Origin of the sequence: Pseudomonas sp. Root562, from assembly GCF_001427125.1 — a bacterium.
In the GTDB taxonomy this organism is placed as follows: domain Bacteria; phylum Pseudomonadota; class Gammaproteobacteria; order Pseudomonadales; family Pseudomonadaceae; genus Aquipseudomonas.
The window spans coordinates 430,345-448,775 of sequence record NZ_LMGK01000024.1 but is presented as its reverse complement, the minus strand read 5'-3'; the positions used below and the strand labels follow the sequence as shown (position 1 = coordinate 448,775).

Genomic DNA, 18,431 nt, shown 5'->3' with positions numbered 1-18,431 from the left:
CGGAACACGTCGGCAATCGCCGGGATCTCGTCGTTCAGCGCGGCGCTGTAGGGTTTGCCGCAGTTGTCCGATTCCAGTTTGGCCAGCTCTTCGCCATGGGCCTCGATGGCATCGGCGAGTTTGAGCAGCAGCAGCGAACGCTCTTTCGGCGGGGTTTGCGACCAGCTGTCGAACGCGGCATCGGCGGCACGCACGGCGGCATCGACCTGGGCTTCACTGGCTTCGTTGATTTCCACCAGCACGCGGCCCAGCGCCGGGTTGAATACGGGTTGGGCGGGGCCTTCGCCGGTGATGAGTTGGCCGTTGATCAAGAGTTGGGTTTGCATGGCATTGTCCTCTTCAAAATTATTTTTTTTGTCCGTAGAAACCGGTCCCTGTGGGAGCTGGCGAGTCGGGTCGCCGCATCGCAGCGATAGCGGTGGATCAGCCAACATCTTTGTTGAACCTTCCGGCCCCATCGCTGGCAAGCCAGCTCCCACAGGAATTCGGTTCCCACATTGGGAATCGGGTTGTCAGTTACTTCCCGCCACTCCCCGCCACGCTCTCACCACCGCGCGTCAGGTAATAAGCGCCGAGAATCGGCAGCATGGTCACGATCATCACCAGCATCGCCACGACGTTGGTCACCGGTACGTCCCGTGGGCGGCTGAGCTGGTTGAGCAGCCACAGAGGCAAGGTGCGTTCATGGCCGGCGGTGAAGGTGGTGACGATGATTTCGTCGAACGACAACGCAAACGCCAACATACCACCGGCCAGCAACGCCGAGCCCAGGTTGGGCAGGATGATGTAGCGGAAGGTCTGCCAGCCGTCGGCGCCGAGGTCCATCGAGGCCTCGATCAAACTGTGCGAAGTGCGGCGCAAGCGGGCGATGACGTTGTTGTAGACGATCACCACACAGAACGTCGCGTGACCGACGATGATGGTGAACATCCCGGGCTCGATGCCCAGCGTCTTGAAGGTCGCCAGCAAGGCGATGCCGGTGATGATCCCCGGCAGGGCAATCGGCAGGATCAGCATCAGCGAAATGCCTTGTTTGCCGAAGAAATCCCGGCGATACAACGCCGCCGACGCCAGCGTGCCGAGGACCATGGCAATCGCCGTGGCGATGGCCGCGATTTGCAGCGACAGCTTGATCGCTTCCAGTACATCGGGCCGCGAAAACGCCACGCCGATCCACTTCAGGGTAAAGCCCTTGGGTGGAAAGCTGAACGCCGCGTCTTCGGTGTTGAAGGCGTACAGGAAGATGATCAGGATCGGGAAGTGCAGGAACACCAACCCACCCCAGGCGGCAATGCGCAGGCCTAATGAGGCTTTTTCAGAGTGCATCGAAGGCCCCCAGACGTTTGACGATGGACAGGTAAATGGCGATCAGCACGATCGGCACCAACGTGAACGCAGCGGCCATCGGCATGTTGCCGATCGCACCTTGCTGGGCGTAGACCATGCTGCCGACAAAATAGCCCGGTGGGCCAACCAGTTGCGGCACGATGAAATCGCCCAGGGTCAGGGAAAACGTGAAGATCGAACCGGCGGCAATCCCCGGAATCGACAGCGGCAGAATCACTTGCATGAAGGTCTGGCGCGGCTTGGCGCCGAGGTCGGCGGAGGCTTGCAGCAATGACGGCGGCAGGCGTTCCAGCGAGGCCTGGATCGGCAGGATCATGAACGGCAGCCAGATGTAGACGAACACCATGAAGCGTCCCAGGTGCGAGGTCGACAAGGTGCTGCCGCCAACACCCGGAATGCCCAGCACGAACTGCAAGACCGGCTCCAGTCCCAGATGCTGCACAAACCACTGCGCCACGCCGCCCTTGGCCAACAGCAGGGTCCAGGCATAGGCCTTGACGATGTAGCTGGCCCACATCGGCATCATCACCGCGATGTAGAAAAACGCCTTGGTCTTGCCGGTGGTGTAGCGCGCCATGTAGTAGGCAATCGGGAACGCGACGATGGCGCTGGCGATCGACACGACAATGGCCATGCTCAGGGTTCGCAGGATGATGTCGAAGTTCGAGGGCTGGAACAGCGCGGCGAAGTTCGCCAGGGTCAGGTCGGGAGTGACCGCCATGGTGAAGTCGTCGAAGGTGTAGAAGCCTTGCCACAGCAATGTCAGCAACGAACCGAGGTAGATCGCTCCGAACCACAACAGTGGCGGCACCAGCAGCATCGACAGGTACAGGTTGGGCCGGCGATACAACAGGTTGGAAAACCTGCGCAACGGCGAACCTCCCGACTGGGTTTGAGAAATAGCCAAGGTGCTCATTTCACACCCCGCCGACGACGGTGTCGTGCAACTGGACCATGGCTTCCCGCGCCCAGCGCGCACTGAGGCGCTGCCCGGTCTGGTGCTGCGCGCTGCTGTCGATCCACTGATTGTTGGCCTGGCTGATGTTCAGGGTCTGGCCATTCTCCAGTTTCAGTTCATAGCGGGTGGCGCTGCCCTGGTACTGGATATCGTGGAGCAAGCCGGTGACTTCGATTTCGTGGCTGGCCAGCGGGCCTTCGGCGAAACGCACGTGTTCGGGACGAATCGAGAACGGCTGCGGATTACCACTGATTTGCTTCGCCAGATCACCGCGGATCACGTTGGAGGTGCCGACGAATTCCGCGACGAAGGTGGTGGCCGGTTTCATGTACAGGTTGCGCGGGCTGTCGACTTGTTCGATGCGGCCCTTGTTGAACACTGCCACGCGGTCGGACATCGACAGCGCTTCGGTCTGGTCGTGGGTGACGAAAATGAACGTGATGCCGAGCTGGCGTTGCAGTTTTTTCAGCTCGCCTTGCATCTGCTCGCGCAGCTTCAAATCCAGCGCACCGAGGGGTTCATCGAGCAACAGCACACGCGGACGATTAACCAGTGCGCGGGCCAGGGCCACGCGCTGGCGCTGGCCGCCGGAGAGCTGCACGGGTTTGCGCTCGCCATAGCCGCCGAGGGCGACCATGTCGAGGGCTTCGGCTGCGCGCTTGAGGCGCTCGGCCTTGGCGACGCCTTTGACTTTCAAACCGTAAGCGACGTTGTCGCGAACGTTCATGTGCGGGAACAGCGCGTAATCCTGGAAGACGGTGTTCACGTCACGTTGATACGGCGGCAGCCCGGCGGCTTCTTCGCCATGAATGCGGATCGAGCCTGCGCTGGGTTGTTCAAAACCGGCGATCAGGCGCAAACAGGTAGTTTTGCCCGAGCCGGAAGGCCCCAGCATGGAGAAAAACTCGCCGTCCTGGATGTCGATGGAAACCCGGTCAACGGCTTTCACTTCGCCGAACAGACGGGAAACGTTGGTGAACTGGACTGCAAGCGTCATGGTGCGGTGCTCCAAAAAGGCGAGGGCGGTCGCAGCGGCCCTGCCTGGACTTCTGAAAAAACTGAATCATTGCTTTTTGTGGCGAGGGAGCTAAGCCGCCGCTCCTGTGGCGAGGGAGCTTGCTCCCGCTGGAGGGCGCAGCCCTCCCAAAAGAGTTGATGCGGTTCGTCTGAAAAACCGCATCGACCGGTTTTGGGGCGGCTTCGCCACCCAGCGGGAGCAAGCTCCCTCGCCACAGGGGGGCGGCTTCGCCACCCAGCGGGAGCAAGCTCCCTCGCCACAGGGCGGCTTCGCCACCCAGCGGGAGCAAGCTCCCTCGCCACAGGGCGGCTTCGCCACCCAGCGGGAGCAAGCTCCCTCGCCACAGGGGGGCGGCCCACCAGCGGGAGCGAGCTCCCGCGCCACAGGGAAGAGCGGCTTACCTGCCGCCCATGATCGCGATGTAGTCCTGGGTCCAGCGGCTGTACGGCACGAATTTGCCGCCTTCGGCTTGCGGGGTTTTCCAGAAGGCGATCTTGTCGAACTGGTCGAAACCGTTGGTCTTGCAACCTTCGGCACCGAGCAATTCACTCTCCTTGCACGCCGCCGGCACGGCTGGCAGCGAACCGAACCAAGCCGCCACGTCGCCCTGGACTTTCGGTTGCAACGACCAATCCATCCACTTGTAGGCGCAGTTCGGGTGTTTGGCGTCAGCGTGCAACATGGTGGTGTCCGCCCACCCGGTGGCGCCTTCTTTCGGGATGGTCGACGCGATCGGCTGCTTCTCGTTGATCAGGCCATTGACCTGATACGGCCAGGCGCCGGACGCGACCACGCCTTCGTTCTTGAAGTCACTCATCTGTACGGTGGTGTCGTGCCAGTAACGGTGGATCAACGGCTGCTGGGCGCGCAGCAGATCGAGCACGGCCTTGTACTGCGCTTCGGTCAGTTCGTAGGGGTTCTGGATGCCCAGTTCCGGCTTGGCCGATTTGAGGTACAACGCGGCGTCGGCGATATAAATCGGACCGTCATAGGCCTGAACGCGGCCCTTGTTCGGTTTGCCGTCCGGCAGATTTTCCGCGTTGAACAACACGCCCCAGCTGTCAGGCGCAGTCTTGAACACGTTGGTGTTGTACATCAGCACGTTCGGCCCCCACTGATATGGGGTGCCGTAGGTCTGGTTGTTGACCACGTACCACGGCGCATCCTTGAGGCGAGGATCGAGGTTTTTCCAGTTCGGGATCAACGCCGTGTTGATCGGCTGCACACGCTTGCCACCGATCAGCCGCAGCGAGGCGTCGCCGGAGGCGGTGACCAGGTCATAACCACCCTTGGCCATCAGGCTGACCATTTCATCGGAGGTCGCCGCCGTTTTCACGTTGACCTTGCAGCCGGTTTCCTTCTCGAAACCGGTCACCCAGTCGTAGGCCTTGTCGCTTTCGCCACGTTCGATGTAGCCGGGCCACGCCACGATATCCAGTTGGCCTTCGCCGGCACCGACGGCTTTCAGCGGCTCGGCGGCCTGGAGGCTGGCGCTGGCCAGCAGCGCCGTGGTGATTGCACTGAGCAGTGCGGTCTTGTGCACGAACATGGGTATTCCCTCTTCTTCAAATTATGGTCGGGGCAGTTTTGAACGTGGTGAAGCATGCCGTTGGCGGCTTGTTATTAGCGTAGTCAGAGATGTTGCCCGTGGCGCGCCATGATGTGGCGCACCACGCTGTAGTCCTGGAGCGAATCGCTGGACAGGTCTTTGCCATAACCCGAGCGCTTGAGCCCGCCATGGGGCATTTCGCTGACCAGCATGAAATGGCTGTTGATCCAGGTGCAGCCGTACTGCAACCGCGCGGCGACCTGCATCGCCTTGTCCAGGTTCTGGGTCCAGACCGATGACGCCAGGCCGTATTCGGAATCGTTGGCCCAGTCCACCGCTTGTTCCAGCTCATCGAAACGCGTCACGGTGACCACCGGCCCGAACACTTCGCGCTGGACGATTTCGTCGCTTTGTTTGCAGCCCGCCAGCAACGTCGGCTGATAGAAGAACCCGGCGCCGGAATGTACCGCGGCACCGGTCACCCGTTCGATGTGCGGCTGGCCGAGGGCTCGCTCGACGAAACTGGCCACGCGGTCGCGCTGGCGGGTGCTGATCAGCGGGCCGATTTCGTTGTCGGCATCGCGTTTGCCGGCAAACCGCAGGCTGCTGACGGCGGCACCGAGTTCAGCCACCAGGCGGTCGTGAATCCCTGCCTGTGCATAAACCCGGCACGCGGCGGTGCAATCCTGGCCGGCGTTGTAATAGCCATAGGTGCGCACGCCTTCGACCACCGCTTGAATGTCGGCATCGTTGCAGACAATCACCGGGGCTTTGCCGCCGAGTTCGAGGTGGGTGCGTTTGAGGGTTTTGGCGGCGGCCTGGAGAATTTTCTGGCCCGTGACGATATCGCCGGTCAGCGACACCATGCGGATTTTTGGATGGCTGACCAAATGGCTGCCAACCCCTTCGCCGCCACCGCACACGATGTTGATCACACCGCGCGGCAAGATCTCGGCCAGCGCTGGCGCCAGAGCCAGGATCGACAGCGGCGTGTGCTCCGAGGGCTTGAACACCAGCGTATTGCCGGCGGCCAGGGCCGGGGCGATTTTCCACGCAGCCATCATGATCGGGTAATTCCACGGCGCAATGGACGCCACGACACCAATGGGATCGCGCCGCACCATGCTGGTGTAGCCCGGCAGGTATTCGCCGCTGAGCTGGCCGGTCTGGCAGCGCACGGCACCGGCAAAAAAACGGAACACATCGACAGTCGCGCTCAAGTCGTCCTGACGGGCAAGGTGCAGCGGCTTGCCGCAATTCAGGGCTTCGAGACGGGCGAGCTGGTCAGCGTTTTTTTCAATGGCGTTGGCGATGTCCAGCAACAGGTTCGAGCGCTGTTGCGGCGTAGTCCGGGACCAACCGGCAAAGGCGCGGTGGGCGGCGAGGATGGCGGCTTCGACTTGTTCGGTGCTGGCTTCGGAAATCTGCGTGAGGATTTCGCCCGTGGCCGGATTGATGATGGGTTCGGCACAGCCTTGTCCGGCGACCAATTCACCATCGATCAACAATGCGGTGAACAACGGGGTCTGTGCACCAGTCATTCTTCGAGTTCTCTTTTCTTGTGTGGCCATGCGGTTCCCCTGTGACCGGGGGGCCGACCGTCTTATATAGATGCAGCAAGACTAGTGCGCGGCCCCGAGGTCGACAAATTCTAAATACTGAAGGTGGCATTCGATTAAATAGATGGCTTGCGTCCGCCGTGTGGTTGTTCCCGCGCAACAGTAAGAAACGGGTCGACCAGCGCCGGCCGCGCCGTGCCCCTGCGCCATGCCAGGCCGACATCGAGGGTCTGGCTCAAGTCGGCAATGGGCCGCGCTTCGATGATGTCGCCCTCCAGTGACCACGGGCGATAGGTCATGTCTGGCTGGATCGAAACACCCAGACCCGCGGCCACCAGGCTTCGCACCGCTTCGGTCGAGGCAGTGCGCAAGGTGATACGCGGTTGCAACGAGGCTGCCGTCCACATCCGTTGGGCGTTGCGGTCCATTTCGTCGACGTTCAGTTGAATCAGCGGCTCGCGGGTCACGTCGGCGAGATTGATGCTGTCGTGCTCCAGCAGCGGATGCTGGGCCGGCAGCCACAGTCGATGGGGCGAATGGGTCAGCACTTCGGTCTGCAACGCGTGGCGATCTTCGAGGTTGGAGAGGATCAAAACGCCGACATCGATCTCACCGCTGACCAGCAAATGCTCGATGTAGGGGCGCTCGTCCTCCATCACGCGGATCTCGACGTTGGGGTAGGCGCGCTGGAAACGGGTCAGCAAATCCGCCAGGTAATAACCGGCCACCAGGCTGGTCACGCCGATGATCAACTGCCCGGCGACCTGGTCGGTGCTCTGTTGCAGGCTGCGTTTGGCGTTGTCGACAGTGGCAAGGATCAAGTGCGCCTGACGCAAGAACTGGTGGCCCTGATGGGTCAGGGTCATGCCCTTGGCGTGGCGATTGAACAGGCTGACGCCGATCTCTTCCTCCAATTGCTGGATCGCCAGGGTCAGGGTCGATTGGGAAATGAACGCGGTTTGCGCGGCGGCGGAGATCGAACCGGTCTCGGCGACGGCGATGAAATGACGGATCTGACGCAAGGTCATCATGAGAGGAAACCCAGTGGGCGGTTTTTATAGATAGGTTCGAGTGTATATCCATTTTTACGAAAGGCAGGCTGACTTCGAGCAACATCTGGAAGCACTCTCGCAGGTCAGGTTGCGGCACTTTCGATCTAGGCTGGTGGCCTCAAGGTTTGGTCAAACCTTTTAGTGGAGGCAAAAAATGAACACCCGTGGATTGCTCGATCAACTGCTCAAGTCCGGTCAGGACCTGTTGCAGAACAAGGCAGGCGGGGCGCAGGGCAAACCGTCCGGTGGCGCTCTGGGCGGGTTGCTCGGCGGTAACGGCGGTTCGGGCGGCCTCGGCAGTCTGCTTTCCGGTGCGGGTGGCGGTGCCTTGGCGGCAGGTGCAATGGGCTTGTTACTCGGCAACAAGAAGGCGCGCAAGGTCGGCGGCAAGGTTGCGGTCTATGGCGGCCTCGCGGCATTGGGCGTGATTGCCTACAAGGCCTATGGCAATTGGCAGGCTCAGCAGGGCACGGCGCCGAAGACCGAGCCGCAGACCCTTGATCGCTTGCCCGCGGCGCAAGTCGAGCAGCACAGCCAGGCGATTCTCAAGGCGCTGGTCGCGGCGGCCAAGGCTGATGGCCACATTGACGCCCGTGAGCGCGAGCTGATCGAAGACGAGTTCACCAAGCTCGACAACGATCAGGAACTGCAGCACTGGCTGCACGCCGAACTCAACAAACCGTTGGACCCCGCCGATGTCGCCCGCGCCGCCAGCACCCCGGAAATGGCCGCCGAGATGTACATTGCCAGTGTGATGCTGGTGGACGAGGAAAGCTTCATGGAAAAGTCCTACCTCGACGAACTCGCGCGTCAACTCAAACTAGAGCCGGGCCTGAAGGCTGAACTTGAGAAACAGGTTCGCCAGGCCGCTGTTTAAGTTCTGCAAACGCCATCGTTCAGGATCATGATCGTTCCCACGCTCTGCGTGGGAATGCCTCAACGGACGCTCCGCGTTCGGCTCAATGACCATTCCACCGTCCCTTTCTACCGATTTACCCCTAACACCCGACCTCCCAATTGACGGACAGTCCCTCCCCAGAGCCCACCCACGCTTTTTTGCGCGGGATGCGAAGTGGAGCGCAACCGTCTTATAAATGAAACAGCGCCCTCGGCTATACTCCCCGCATTTCGAATATGCCCCGAGGACTGACTGTGAAGAACTGGACGTTGCGCCAACGCATTTTGGCGAGCTTTGCGGTAATCATCGCCATCATGCTGCTGATGGTGGTCGTCTCGTATTCCCGGCTGTTGAAGATCGAAGACAGCGAAGCCAGCGTGCGCGAGGATGCGCTGCCAGGGCTGTATTACAGCTCCATGATTCGGGGCGCGTGGTCCGACAGCTATGTACACATTCAGGCTATGCTCGGCCTCGAGCAAGGGCAGGGCTTCACGGCAGAGGAAGCGGCCAACTTCAAGGGCTACGCTGCGCGGTTGACAGAGCAGATGGAGCTCTACCGCCAAACGATTACCGACGAAGAGGACAAGCGCGAGTACGCAGCCTTCGAAAAAATCCATGAGGACTACCACCGGATTCTGGCCGCGGTGATCGAGTTGCATAAACGCAACCAGAACGCCGAGGCCATCAACATGTTCACGGCTGAACTGACCCCGACCTGGACAGCGGGTCGCATGAAGGTCAGTGACATTCTTCGTCATAACAAGGCCGTGGCGGACGCCGATATCGCGGCCATTGATGACGCAGTGCTCACCGCCAAAGTCATCATGGGTATCTCGCTGGTGATCGCCGTGCTGGCCGCGGCTCTCTGTGGCCTGTTGCTGATGCGCGCCATCATGGCGCCGATGAATCGTATCGTGAAAATTCTCGAAATCATGCGCACCGGCGACCTCAGCAGCCGTTTGAATCTTGAGCGCAAGGATGAATTCGGCGCAGTGGAAACCGGCTTCAACGACATGATGGCCGAACTGACCTCGCTGGTGTCCCAGGCGCAGCGTTCTTCGGTACAGGTCACCACGTCGGTCACCGAAATCGCTGCCACCTCCAAGCAGCAGCAGGCCACCGCCACCGAGACGGCGGCCACCACGACTGAAATCGGTGCGACCTCCCGTGAAATCGCCGCAACATCGCGGGACCTGGTGCGCACCATGACCGAGGTGTCCACCGCCGCCGATCAGGCCTCGGTCGCCGCCGGTTCAGGCCAGCAAGGGCTGGCGCGCATGGAAGAAACCATGCACTCGGTGATGGGCGCGGCGGATCTGGTCAACGCCAAGCTGGCGATCCTCAACGAGAAAGCGGGCAACATCAACCAGGTGGTGGTGACCATCGTCAAGGTCGCCGACCAGACCAACCTGTTGTCGCTCAACGCCGCCATCGAGGCCGAGAAGGCCGGCGAGTATGGTCGCGGTTTTGCCGTGGTCGCCACCGAAGTGCGACGCCTGGCCGACCAGACCGCAGTTGCGACCTATGACATCGAGCAGATGGTGCGCGAGATTCAATCCGCTGTGTCGGCCGGTGTGATGGGCATGGACAAGTTCTCCGAAGAAGTGCGCCGTGGTATGTCGGAAGTGCAGCAGGTTGGCGAGCAACTGTCGCAGATCATCCATCAGGTCCAGGCACTGGCACCGCGGGTGTTGATGGTCAACGAGGGCATGCAGGCCCAGGCCACCGGTGCCGAGCAGATCAACCATGCGCTGGTGCAATTGGGCGATGCCAGCAGCCAGACCGTCGAATCCCTGCGTCAGGCCAGTTTCGCCATCGATGAATTGAGCCAGGTGGCCGTCGGGCTGCGCAGCGGCGTTTCGCGATTCAAAGTCTGATGAGCGAAATGACGGCCAAACGCAGCGCCGTTAAGCCAGCGTTGCACGCCTTGTTTCTGGTGTTTCGCATCGGCAGCGAGCGCTATGCCTTGCAGGCCATCGAAGTGGCGGAAGTGCTGCCGCGCCTGCCACTGAAACCCATCGCCCACGCGCCGCACTGGGTTGCGGGGGTGTTTGCCTATCGCGGTGCGGTGGTGCCGGTGATTGACCTTGGTGCTTTGACGTTTGGTACGCCATCGCAAGCGCGCACCAGCACGCGGCTGGTGCTGGTGCATTACCGACCGGATGAAAGCGCACAGGCGCAACTGCTCGGGCTGATTCTGGAACAGGCCACGGACACCTTGCGTTGCAACCCGGCGGATTTTCAGCCTTATGGGTTGGATAATCGCCAGGCCCCGTATCTGGGGCCGGTGCGCGAAGATGCGCACGGTCTGTTGCAATGGGTGCGAGTCGCCGATCTCTTGGATGAACCGGTGCGTGCGCTGCTGTTTCCGACGCCACCTCTGGACCTGACGCTGCTTGAGGGCCGGCCATGACCAGCGACCAGCGTTTTTTCGATTTCCTCAAAGAGCGCATCGGCCTTGACGTGACGTCGGTCGGCCCGGCGATCATCGAGCGTGCCGTGCGTCAACGCAGTGCGGCGGCTTCGGCGCAGTCGGCGGATGAATATTGGCGTACCTTGCAGGCGTCTGCCGACGAACAACAGGCGTTGATCGAAGCGGTGATCGTTCCCGAGACCTGGTTTTTTCGTTACCCGGAATCTTTCGCCACCCTGGCGAAACTGGCGACCAAACGGTTGGCAGACATCAACAATATGCGTGCCCTGCGGATTCTCAGCCTGCCGTGCTCCACGGGCGAGGAGCCTTACTCGATTGCCATGGCACTGCTGGATGCCGGGTTCAAACCGCACCAGTTCAAGGTCGAAGGCATGGATGTCAGCCCGCTGTCGGTGGACAAAGCTCGGCGCGCGCGGTACGGCAAGAACTCGTTTCGCGGTCAGGACATCACGTTTCGCGACCGGCATTTCACCGCCGAAGGCGACGGCTATCGGCTCAGCCCGCGAGTGCTCGATCAAGTCCACCTGCAGGTGGGCAACCTGCTCGATCCGGCATTGCTGGTCAACGAGCCACCCTATGACTTCGTGTTTTGCCGCAACCTGCTGATCTACTTCGATCTGGCCACACAAAAACAAGTGTTCGAGGTGCTCAAGCGCCTGACTCATGTGGATGGCGTGTTGTTTATCGGACCGGCCGAAGGCAGTCTGTTGGGGCGTTTGGGCATGCGTTCGATCGGTATCCCGCAATCCTTTGCCTTCAGCCGGCAGAGCCCGGCGGAGTCAGAGCCGTTGCCAGCTTTCGTCCCCACACCTTTACGGGTGCCGCAACCCCTGCGCAATGTGCTTGCCCCTGCGACCAGCAAGCGCCCATTCACCAGCACTGCACGCCCTGTGCCACCGGCGAACACCGGCAACACCGACGCCGCCAGGCTGCTGGCGAACATCGCCGCGCTGGCCAATGAAGGCAAAAGTACCGAGGCTCGCGCCGCGTGTGACAGTTACTTGCGCAGCCATGAGCCGGTGGCCCAGGTTTTCTACTGGCTGGGTTTGCTCAGCGATGTCGCCGGCAGTGTTCTGGAGGCCCAAGGGTTTTACCGCAAGGCGTTGTACCTCGAACCGCAACATCCCGACGCATTGATGCATCTGGCCGCCTTGCTGCAGTCCCAGGGCGATACGGCGGGAGCCCGACGATTGCAGGAACGCGCCGCCCGCAGCGAGCGCGCCGCTGACAGTGAGCGTAAACGATGATCGCCTCCGACACCTTTAGCGTCACCCATGAAGATGCCCAGGCCATCGATGATTGCTGGAACCGCATCGGGATCCATGGCGACAAATCCTGTCCGTTGTTGATCGAACACATTCATTGCCGTAATTGCGCGGTGTATTCGGCGGCGGCGACACGCTTGCTGGATCGCTATGCGTTGCAGCAGGAAGACCGTGAACATGTGTCCGGTACGTTGCAGAGCGAGGTGAAAACCCGCTCGCTGCTGATGTTCCGCCTCGGTGAAGAATGGCTGGGGCTGGCGACGCGCAGCCTGGTGGAAGTGGCGCCGATGCAAGCCATTCACTCCCTGCCGCACCAGCGTTCGCGGGCCTTGCTCGGTGTGGCGAACGTACGCGGTGCGCTGGTGGCGTGCCTGTCGTTGGTCGAATTGCTGGGGCTCGACGGCGTCAGCAGCGTGGCGACGGGCGCGCGGGTCATGCCGCGCATGCTGATCATCGCCGCTCACGGTGGGCCGGTGGTCGTACCGGTGGACGAAGTGGACGGGATTCACGCCATCGACGAGCTTGTACTCGAGGCTGCGTCGAAATCCGGCAACCAGGCCAATGCCAAATACACCCAAGGCGTGTTGCAATTCAAAGGTCGCAGCCTGCGTTGGCTGAATGAAGAACAGCTGTTGTCCGCCGTGACCCGGAGCCTCACATGACCCCCGAGCAAATGCGCGATGCCTCTTTGCTGGAGCTGTTCAGCCTCGAAGCCGAAGCCCAGACCCTGGTTTTGAGCGCAGGTCTGCTGGCGCTGGAGCGCGACCCGACCCTGGCCGATCAGCTCGAATCGTGCATGCGCGCGGCGCACTCACTCAAGGGCGCAGCACGAATTGTCGGCGTCGATGCCGGCGTCAGTGTCGCGCACGTCATGGAGGACTGCCTGGTCAGCGCCCAGGAAGGGCGGTTGTACCTGCGCCCCGAACATATCGATGCGTTGCTGCAAGGCACTGATTTGCTGATGCGCATCGCCACACCCGGCAACGCCCCGCTGCCTGTGGATATCGAAGCCTATGTCGGGCTGATGGCGCGCTTGCTCGATCCGGCTGCCGCCGTCATGCCGGCCAAGGCAACGCCCGCTCCGGTCATGGCAGAGCTTCAGCTCGAAGCTCCGGTGGCCAAGGTTGAAGTCCCGGAACCGGAGATTGAAGCGCCGCCCGCCGCGCCGAAGAAGACCAGACGCACCACCGAAAACGGCGAGCGCGTGTTGCGGGTGACCGCCGAGCGTCTGAACAGCCTGCTCGATCTGTCGAGTAAATCCCTGGTGGAAACCCTGCGGCTCAAGCCGCACCTGGCCACCATGCAGCGCCTCAAGCGCATGCAGAACAACAGCCTGCGAGCACTGGAAAATCTCAACGTCCATCTCAAGGAACACGCCCTGAGCCTTGAAGCCCGGGAAGCCCTCGAAGATGCTCGTCGACTGCTGGCGGAGTCACAGCAGTTGCTGGCGGAAAAAAACGCCGAACTCGATGAGTTCGCCTGGCAGGCCAGTCAGCGGGCACAGGTGTTGTACGACACGGCGCTGGCCTGTCGCATGCGGCCATTCGCCGATGTGCTGACCGGTCAGGTGCGCATGGTCCGCGATCTGGGCCGCAGTCTCGGCAAGCAGGTACGCCTGGAGATCGAGGGCGAGAAAACCCAGGTCGACCGTGATGTGTTGGAAAAACTCGAAGCGCCACTCACCCACCTGCTGCGCAATGCCGTCGATCACGGCATCGAATCGCCGGAGCAACGGCTGTTGGCCGGCAAGCCCGAGGAAGGCCTGATCCGCCTTCGTGCTTCCCATCAGGCCGGATTGCTGGTGCTGGAACTCAGTGATGATGGCAACGGTGTCGATCTGGAAAAGGTCCGTCGCAGCATCATCGAACGCCAATTGTCCCCGGCCGAAACCGCCGCACAGTTGAGCGAAGAGGAACTGCTGACGTTCCTGTTCCTGCCGGGTTTCAGCCTGCGCGACACGGTCACTGAAGTCTCCGGCCGCGGCGTCGGCCTGGACGCGGTGCAGCACATGGTCCGCCAGTTGCGTGGCGCGGTGGTGCTGGAGCAGACGGCGGGCGAGGGCAGCCGCTTTCACCTGGAGGTGCCGCTGACCCTGTCGGTGGTGCGCAGCCTGGTGGTGGAAGTCGGCGACGAAGCCTATGCCTTTCCGCTGGCGCATATCGAACGCATGTGCGATCTGGAGCCGGGGGACATCGTTCAGGTCGAGGGCCGCCAGCATTTTTGGCATGAAGGCCGGCACGTCGGACTGGTCGCCGCCAGCCAATTGCTGCAACGTCCTGCGAGCCAGGGCAATCAGCAGACCTTGAAAGTCGTGGTCATTCGCGAGCGCGATACCGTTTATGGCGTAGCGGTCGAGCGTTTTATCGGCGAGCGCACGCTGGTGGTGCTGCCCCTGGATGAGCGCCTGGGCAAGATCCAGGACATTTCCGCCGGAGCCTTGCTCGACGATGGCTCGGTGGTGTTGATCGTCGACGTCGAGGACATGTTGCGTTCGGTGGACAAACTGCTCAACACCGGGCGCCTGGAGCGCATCGCCCGTCACAGCAACCAGGCGGCCGAAGCGGCACGCAAGCGGATTCTGGTGGTGGATGACTCGCTCACTGTGCGCGAACTGCAACGCAAATTGCTGCTCAATCGCGGCTATGACGTGGCCGTGGCGGTGGACGGCATGGACGGCTGGAACGCATTGCGTTCGGAAGATTTCGATCTGTTGATCACCGATATCGATATGCCGCGCATGGACGGTATCGAACTGGTGTCGTTGTTGCGGCGGGACAACCGCCTGCAATCGTTGCCGGTGATGGTGGTTTCCTACAAGGATCGAGAGGAGGACCGTCGCCGTGGACTGGATGCCGGAGCCGACTATTATCTAGCCAAAGCCAGTTTTCATGATGACGCCCTGCTTGATGCAGTGGTTGAGCTCATAGGAGGAGCGCGGGCATGAAGATCGCAATTGTCAACGACATGCCCATGGCCGTAGAAGCCCTGCGCCGGGCGCTGGCGTTCGAGCCGGCGCACCAGGTGATCTGGGTGGCCGGCAACGGCAGGGAAGCCGTGCAGATGTGTGCCGAACAGACCCCGGACCTGATCCTGATGGACCTGATCATGCCAGTGATGGACGGGGTGGAGGCGACTCGCCGGATCATGGCCGAAACGCCCTGCGCCATTGTCATCGTCACGGTCGATCGTCAACAGAATGTGCATCGGGTCTTCGAAGCCATGGGCCATGGCGCCCTGGACGTGGTCGACACCCCGGCCATCGGAGCCGGCAATGCCCAGGAAGCGGCAGCGCCGCTGTTACGCAAAATCATGAATGTGGGCTGGCTGATCGGCGAAAAGGGCAACCGCGAGCGATCAGTGCCGGGCCCGCTGCGCAGTGCTGGTTCGCGCCAGAGTCTGATTGCCATTGGCTCATCCGCTGGCGGGCCGGCGGCACTGGAAGTCCTGCTCAAGGGACTTCCGAGGGATTTTTCCCCGGCCATCGTGCTGGTCCAGCATGTTGACCAGGTGTTTGCCGCCGGAATGGCCGAATGGCTCAGTAGCGCCAGCGGGCTCAACGTGCGCCTGGCACAGGAAGGCGAGCCGCCACAAAGTGGCATCGTGTTGCTGGCCGGCACCAACCACCATATCCGCTTGTTGAAAAACGGCACGCTGGCCTACACCGCGGAACCGGTCAATGAGATTTATCGCCCCTCGATCGATGTGTTTTTCGAGAGTGTGGCCAGGTACTGGAACGGTGACGCGGTCGGCGTTTTGCTCACCGGTATGGGGCGTGATGGTGCCCAGGGGCTTAAACTCATGCGCCAGCAGGGTTACCTGACCATCGCACAGGATCAGAACAGCAGCGCGGTGTACGGCATGCCGAAGGCGGCTGCGGCCATCGATGCCGCCGTGGAAATACGCCCGCTGGACAAGATCGCGCCACGTTTGCTGGAGATCTTTGCAAAATGACTACCTCTATCAGCAATCCTGGCCCAAGCAGTATTCAGGTGAACGCACATGAATGATTTACAGCTCGACGACTTCAAGACTGACGAAAATGCCGCCATGGTGTTATTGGTGGACGATCAGGCGATGATCGGCGAGGCGGTACGGCGCGGGTTGTCGAACGAAGAAAACATCGACTTCCACTTCTGCTCCGATCCGCACCAGGCCATCGCCCATGCGGTGCGTATCAAGCCGACGGTCATCCTGCAGGATCTGGTCATGCCTGGCCTCGACGGCTTGAGCCTGGTGCGTGAGTACCGCAACCATCCGGCGACCAAGGACATTCCGATCATCGTCCTGTCGACCAAGGAAGACCCGCTGATCAAGAGCGCGGCGTTCGCGGCCGGGGCCAACGATTATCTGGTCAAACTGCCGGACAACATCGAACTGGTGGCGCGGATCCGCTATCACTCGCGCTCCTACATGACCCTGTTGCAGCGCGATGCCGCCTACCGTGCGCTGCGGGTCAGCCAGCAGCAATTGCTCGATACCAACCTGGTGCTGCAACGCCTGATGAACTCCGATGGCCTGACCGGGCTGTCGAACCGTCGGCATTTCGATGAGTACATGGAGCTTGAATGGCGGCGTTCACTACGTGAACAAAGCCAATTGTCGTTGTTGATGATCGATGTGGATTATTTCAAGACCTACAACGACAGTTTCGGCCACCTGGAAGGCGATGAAGCCCTGCGCAAGGTTGCCGCGGCAATCCGCGATGCCAGCTCCCGTCCTTCTGACTTGCCGGCGCGTTACGGCGGAGAAGAGTTCGCCCTGGTGTTGCCCAATACGTCCCAGGGCGGGGCGCGGCTGGTGGCGGAAAAACTGCGCATGACCGTGGAAGCCTTGAAGATTCCGCACATTTCCCCGAGCGAAGGCTCAAGCCTGACGATCAGCATCGGCCTGTCGACCGTCACACCGACACCCGGCAGCAACTGCCGGGAACTGATCCTGGCGGCGGACAAGGGGTTGTATCTGGCCAAGCACAATGGGCGAAATCAGGTAGGGATCGGGTAATCTGCAATTTCTACCAAACGACGCAGAACCCGTGGGAGCCAGGCTTGCCCGCGATGAGGGCCTGACAAGCGATACTGCATCGACTGACACGCCGCCATCGCGGGCAAGCCCGGCTCCCACAGGTTTCGCATCGTTGCAAAGTTCGCCTGCAAACCTGCCTTTTCAGCCAAGCGGACTGCCGTTCCCAGCCGTTTGCCGTTATACTCGCCGGCTTTCAAAAGTTCGCCAACGAGTGCTGCCCGCCATGGAAATCAACCCGATCCTTAACACCATCAAGGACCTGTCCGAGCGCTCCGAAACCATTCGGGGGTATCTTTGACTACGATCAAAAGCATGAGCGTCTGACCGAGGTCAATCGCGAGCTTGAAGATCCGAGTGTCTGGAACAAACCTGAGTACGCCCAGGAGTTGGGCCGCGAGCGCTCTGCGCTGGCGCAAATCGTCGAAACCCTGGACGAACTGAACGCCGGTCTGGCCGATTGCCGCGACCTGCTGGACATGGCCGTCGAAGAAAACGACGAAGGCGCGGTGGGCGATGTCGTCGCCGAACTGGCCCGTCTCGAGGAAAACCTCGCCAAGCTTGAATTCCGTCGCATGTTCAGCCACGAAATGGACCCGAACAACGCCTACCTGGACATCCAGGCCGGCTCCGGCGGCACCGAAGCCCAGGACTGGGCCAATATCCTGTTGCGCATGTACCTGCGCTGGGCCGACAAACGCGGTTTCGACGCGACCATCATGGAGCTGTCTGCCGGTGAAGTCGCCGGGATCAAGGGCGCCACGGTGCACATCAAGGGCGAGTACGCCTTTGGCTGGCTGCGTACCGAGATCGGCGTGCATCGTCTGGTGCGCAAGAGCCCGTTCGACTCCGGCAACCGTCGCCACACCTCGTTTTCCGCGGTGTTCGTCTCACCAGAGATCGATGACAAGGTGGAAATCGAGATCAACCCGGCAGACCTGCGAATCGACACCTATCGTTCCTCCGGTGCCGGTGGTCAGCACGTAAACACCACCGACTCGGCCGTACGTATCACCCACGTACCGACCAACACCGTGGTCAGCTGCCAGAACGAACGTTCCCAGCACGCCAACAAGGACACCGCCATGAAAATGCTGCGGGCCAAGTTGTATGAGCAGGAAATGCAGAAACGCAATGCGGCCTCCCAGGCCCTGGAAGACACCAAGTCCGATATCGGCTGGGGTCACCAGATTCGTTCGTACGTGCTGGATGCCTCGCGGATCAAGGATCTGCGCACCAACATCGAACGCAGCGACTGCGACAAGGTGCTCGATGGCGACATCGACGAGTACCTGGAAGCCAGCCTGAAATCCGGGCTGTAAAAGACGCAAT

16 protein-coding genes are annotated in these 18,431 nt (G+C 61.3%); 9 read left to right on the top strand and 7 right to left on the bottom strand.

The annotated features are described in order from the left end of the window. The 7 genes from ASD60_RS23680 to ASD60_RS23650 form a co-directional block, all read right to left on the bottom strand. A partial coding sequence (locus tag ASD60_RS23680; RefSeq protein WP_156386294.1) for an aldehyde dehydrogenase family protein occupies nucleotides 1-326 on the bottom strand: 326 nt, incomplete at its 3' end. Between the two features lie 190 nt (nucleotides 327-516). After that, nucleotides 517-1,326, bottom strand: a complete 810-nt coding sequence (locus ASD60_RS23675) for an ABC transporter permease (RefSeq protein ID WP_056856299.1) — start codon at nucleotides 1,324-1,326, stop codon at nucleotides 517-519. Next, the gene (locus ASD60_RS23670; protein ID WP_056856298.1) at nucleotides 1,316-2,263 is read right to left on the bottom strand and encodes an ABC transporter permease; all 948 of its coding nucleotides are present in this window, start codon (nucleotides 2,261-2,263) and stop codon (nucleotides 1,316-1,318) included. The genes ASD60_RS23675 and ASD60_RS23670 overlap by 11 nt, the downstream gene beginning before the upstream one ends. A 1-nt stretch (nucleotide 2,264) precedes the next feature. Beyond that, a complete protein-coding gene (locus ASD60_RS23665; RefSeq protein WP_056856297.1) occupies nucleotides 2,265-3,302 on the bottom strand; it encodes an ABC transporter ATP-binding protein in 1,038 nt (345 codons plus the stop codon). Between the two features lie 418 nt (nucleotides 3,303-3,720). Next, entirely contained in the window at nucleotides 3,721-4,872 is a 1,152-nt protein-coding gene (ydcS, locus tag ASD60_RS23660) for a putative ABC transporter substrate-binding protein YdcS (protein ID WP_056856296.1), read from the bottom strand. An 83-nt stretch (nucleotides 4,873-4,955) separates the two neighbouring features. After that, complete coding sequence (locus ASD60_RS23655; protein ID WP_056856295.1) at nucleotides 4,956-6,413, bottom strand: gamma-aminobutyraldehyde dehydrogenase; 1,458 nt, start codon at nucleotides 6,411-6,413, stop codon at nucleotides 4,956-4,958. A 134-nt stretch (nucleotides 6,414-6,547) separates the two neighbouring features. Further along, nucleotides 6,548-7,462 (bottom strand): LysR family transcriptional regulator, encoded by a 915-nt coding sequence (locus ASD60_RS23650; protein ID WP_056856294.1) that lies wholly within the window; start codon nucleotides 7,460-7,462, stop codon nucleotides 6,548-6,550. A gap of 175 nt (nucleotides 7,463-7,637) precedes the next feature. Between ASD60_RS23650 and ASD60_RS23645 the strand changes: the two genes are divergently transcribed. The 9 genes from ASD60_RS23645 (at nucleotide 7,638) to prfB (ending at nucleotide 18,421) form a co-directional block, all read left to right on the top strand. Continuing rightward, on the top strand, nucleotides 7,638-8,360 hold the full coding sequence (locus ASD60_RS23645; RefSeq protein ID WP_056856293.1) for a tellurite resistance TerB family protein: 723 nt from the start codon (nucleotides 7,638-7,640) through the stop codon (nucleotides 8,358-8,360). A gap of 275 nt (nucleotides 8,361-8,635) precedes the next feature. Beyond that, nucleotides 8,636-10,258, top strand: a complete 1,623-nt coding sequence (locus tag ASD60_RS23640) for a methyl-accepting chemotaxis protein (protein ID WP_056856292.1) — start codon at nucleotides 8,636-8,638, stop codon at nucleotides 10,256-10,258. Continuing rightward, nucleotides 10,258-10,794, top strand: coding sequence for a chemotaxis protein CheW (locus ASD60_RS23635; protein ID WP_056856291.1), 537 nt, complete (start codon nucleotides 10,258-10,260; stop codon nucleotides 10,792-10,794). Before ASD60_RS23640 ends, ASD60_RS23635 begins: the two co-directional genes overlap by 1 nt. After that, a complete protein-coding gene (locus ASD60_RS23630; RefSeq protein WP_056856290.1) occupies nucleotides 10,791-12,062 on the top strand; it encodes a CheR family methyltransferase in 1,272 nt (423 codons plus the stop codon). The genes ASD60_RS23635 and ASD60_RS23630 overlap by 4 nt, the downstream gene beginning before the upstream one ends. Next, complete coding sequence (locus ASD60_RS23625) at nucleotides 12,059-12,742, top strand: chemotaxis protein CheW (protein ID WP_056856289.1); 684 nt, start codon at nucleotides 12,059-12,061, stop codon at nucleotides 12,740-12,742. Before ASD60_RS23630 ends, ASD60_RS23625 begins: the two co-directional genes overlap by 4 nt. Continuing rightward, nucleotides 12,739-15,024, top strand: a complete 2,286-nt coding sequence (locus ASD60_RS23620) for a hybrid sensor histidine kinase/response regulator (RefSeq protein ID WP_056856288.1) — start codon at nucleotides 12,739-12,741, stop codon at nucleotides 15,022-15,024. The genes ASD60_RS23625 and ASD60_RS23620 overlap by 4 nt, the downstream gene beginning before the upstream one ends. Continuing rightward, nucleotides 15,021-16,031: a chemotaxis response regulator protein-glutamate methylesterase gene (locus ASD60_RS23615; protein ID WP_056856287.1), complete on the top strand. Its 1,011-nt coding sequence runs from the start codon at nucleotides 15,021-15,023 to the stop codon at nucleotides 16,029-16,031. Before ASD60_RS23620 ends, ASD60_RS23615 begins: the two co-directional genes overlap by 4 nt. A 48-nt stretch (nucleotides 16,032-16,079) precedes the next feature. Then, nucleotides 16,080-17,081 (top strand): response regulator, encoded by a 1,002-nt coding sequence (locus tag ASD60_RS23610; RefSeq protein WP_056856286.1) that lies wholly within the window; start codon nucleotides 16,080-16,082, stop codon nucleotides 17,079-17,081. 244 nt (nucleotides 17,082-17,325) lie between these two features. After that, nucleotides 17,326-18,421 (top strand): peptide chain release factor 2 gene (gene prfB, locus ASD60_RS23605; protein WP_130904468.1). Its coding sequence is split into 2 segments (ribosomal slippage): nucleotides 17,326-17,397 and nucleotides 17,399-18,421, totalling 1,095 coding nucleotides; the frame shifts between segments, so codons are not numbered across the junction. The last annotated feature ends 10 nt before the right edge of the window (nucleotides 18,422-18,431 follow it).

Coding starts and splice junctions, on each gene's coding strand:
- ASD60_RS23675 (WP_056856299.1), bottom strand. CDS start 1,326: ATGCACTCTGAAAAAGCCTCATTAGGCCTGCGCATTGCCGCCTGGGGT.
- ASD60_RS23670 (WP_056856298.1), bottom strand. CDS start 2,263: ATGAGCACCTTGGCTATTTCTCAAACCCAGTCGGGAGGTTCGCCGTTG.
- ASD60_RS23665 (WP_056856297.1), bottom strand. CDS start 3,302: ATGACGCTTGCAGTCCAGTTCACCAACGTTTCCCGTCTGTTCGGCGAA.
- ydcS (WP_056856296.1), bottom strand. CDS start 4,872: ATGTTCGTGCACAAGACCGCACTGCTCAGTGCAATCACCACGGCGCTG.
- ASD60_RS23655 (WP_056856295.1), bottom strand. CDS start 6,413: ATGACTGGTGCACAGACCCCGTTGTTCACCGCATTGTTGATCGATGGT.
- ASD60_RS23650 (WP_056856294.1), bottom strand. CDS start 7,462: ATGATGACCTTGCGTCAGATCCGTCATTTCATCGCCGTCGCCGAGACC.
- ASD60_RS23645 (WP_056856293.1), top strand. CDS start 7,638: ATGAACACCCGTGGATTGCTCGATCAACTGCTCAAGTCCGGTCAGGAC.
- ASD60_RS23635 (WP_056856291.1), top strand. CDS start 10,258: ATGAGCGAAATGACGGCCAAACGCAGCGCCGTTAAGCCAGCGTTGCAC.
- ASD60_RS23630 (WP_056856290.1), top strand. CDS start 10,791: ATGACCAGCGACCAGCGTTTTTTCGATTTCCTCAAAGAGCGCATCGGC.
- ASD60_RS23625 (WP_056856289.1), top strand. CDS start 12,059: ATGATCGCCTCCGACACCTTTAGCGTCACCCATGAAGATGCCCAGGCC.
- ASD60_RS23620 (WP_056856288.1), top strand. CDS start 12,739: ATGACCCCCGAGCAAATGCGCGATGCCTCTTTGCTGGAGCTGTTCAGC.
- ASD60_RS23615 (WP_056856287.1), top strand. CDS start 15,021: ATGAAGATCGCAATTGTCAACGACATGCCCATGGCCGTAGAAGCCCTG.
- ASD60_RS23610 (WP_056856286.1), top strand. CDS start 16,080: ATGAATGATTTACAGCTCGACGACTTCAAGACTGACGAAAATGCCGCC.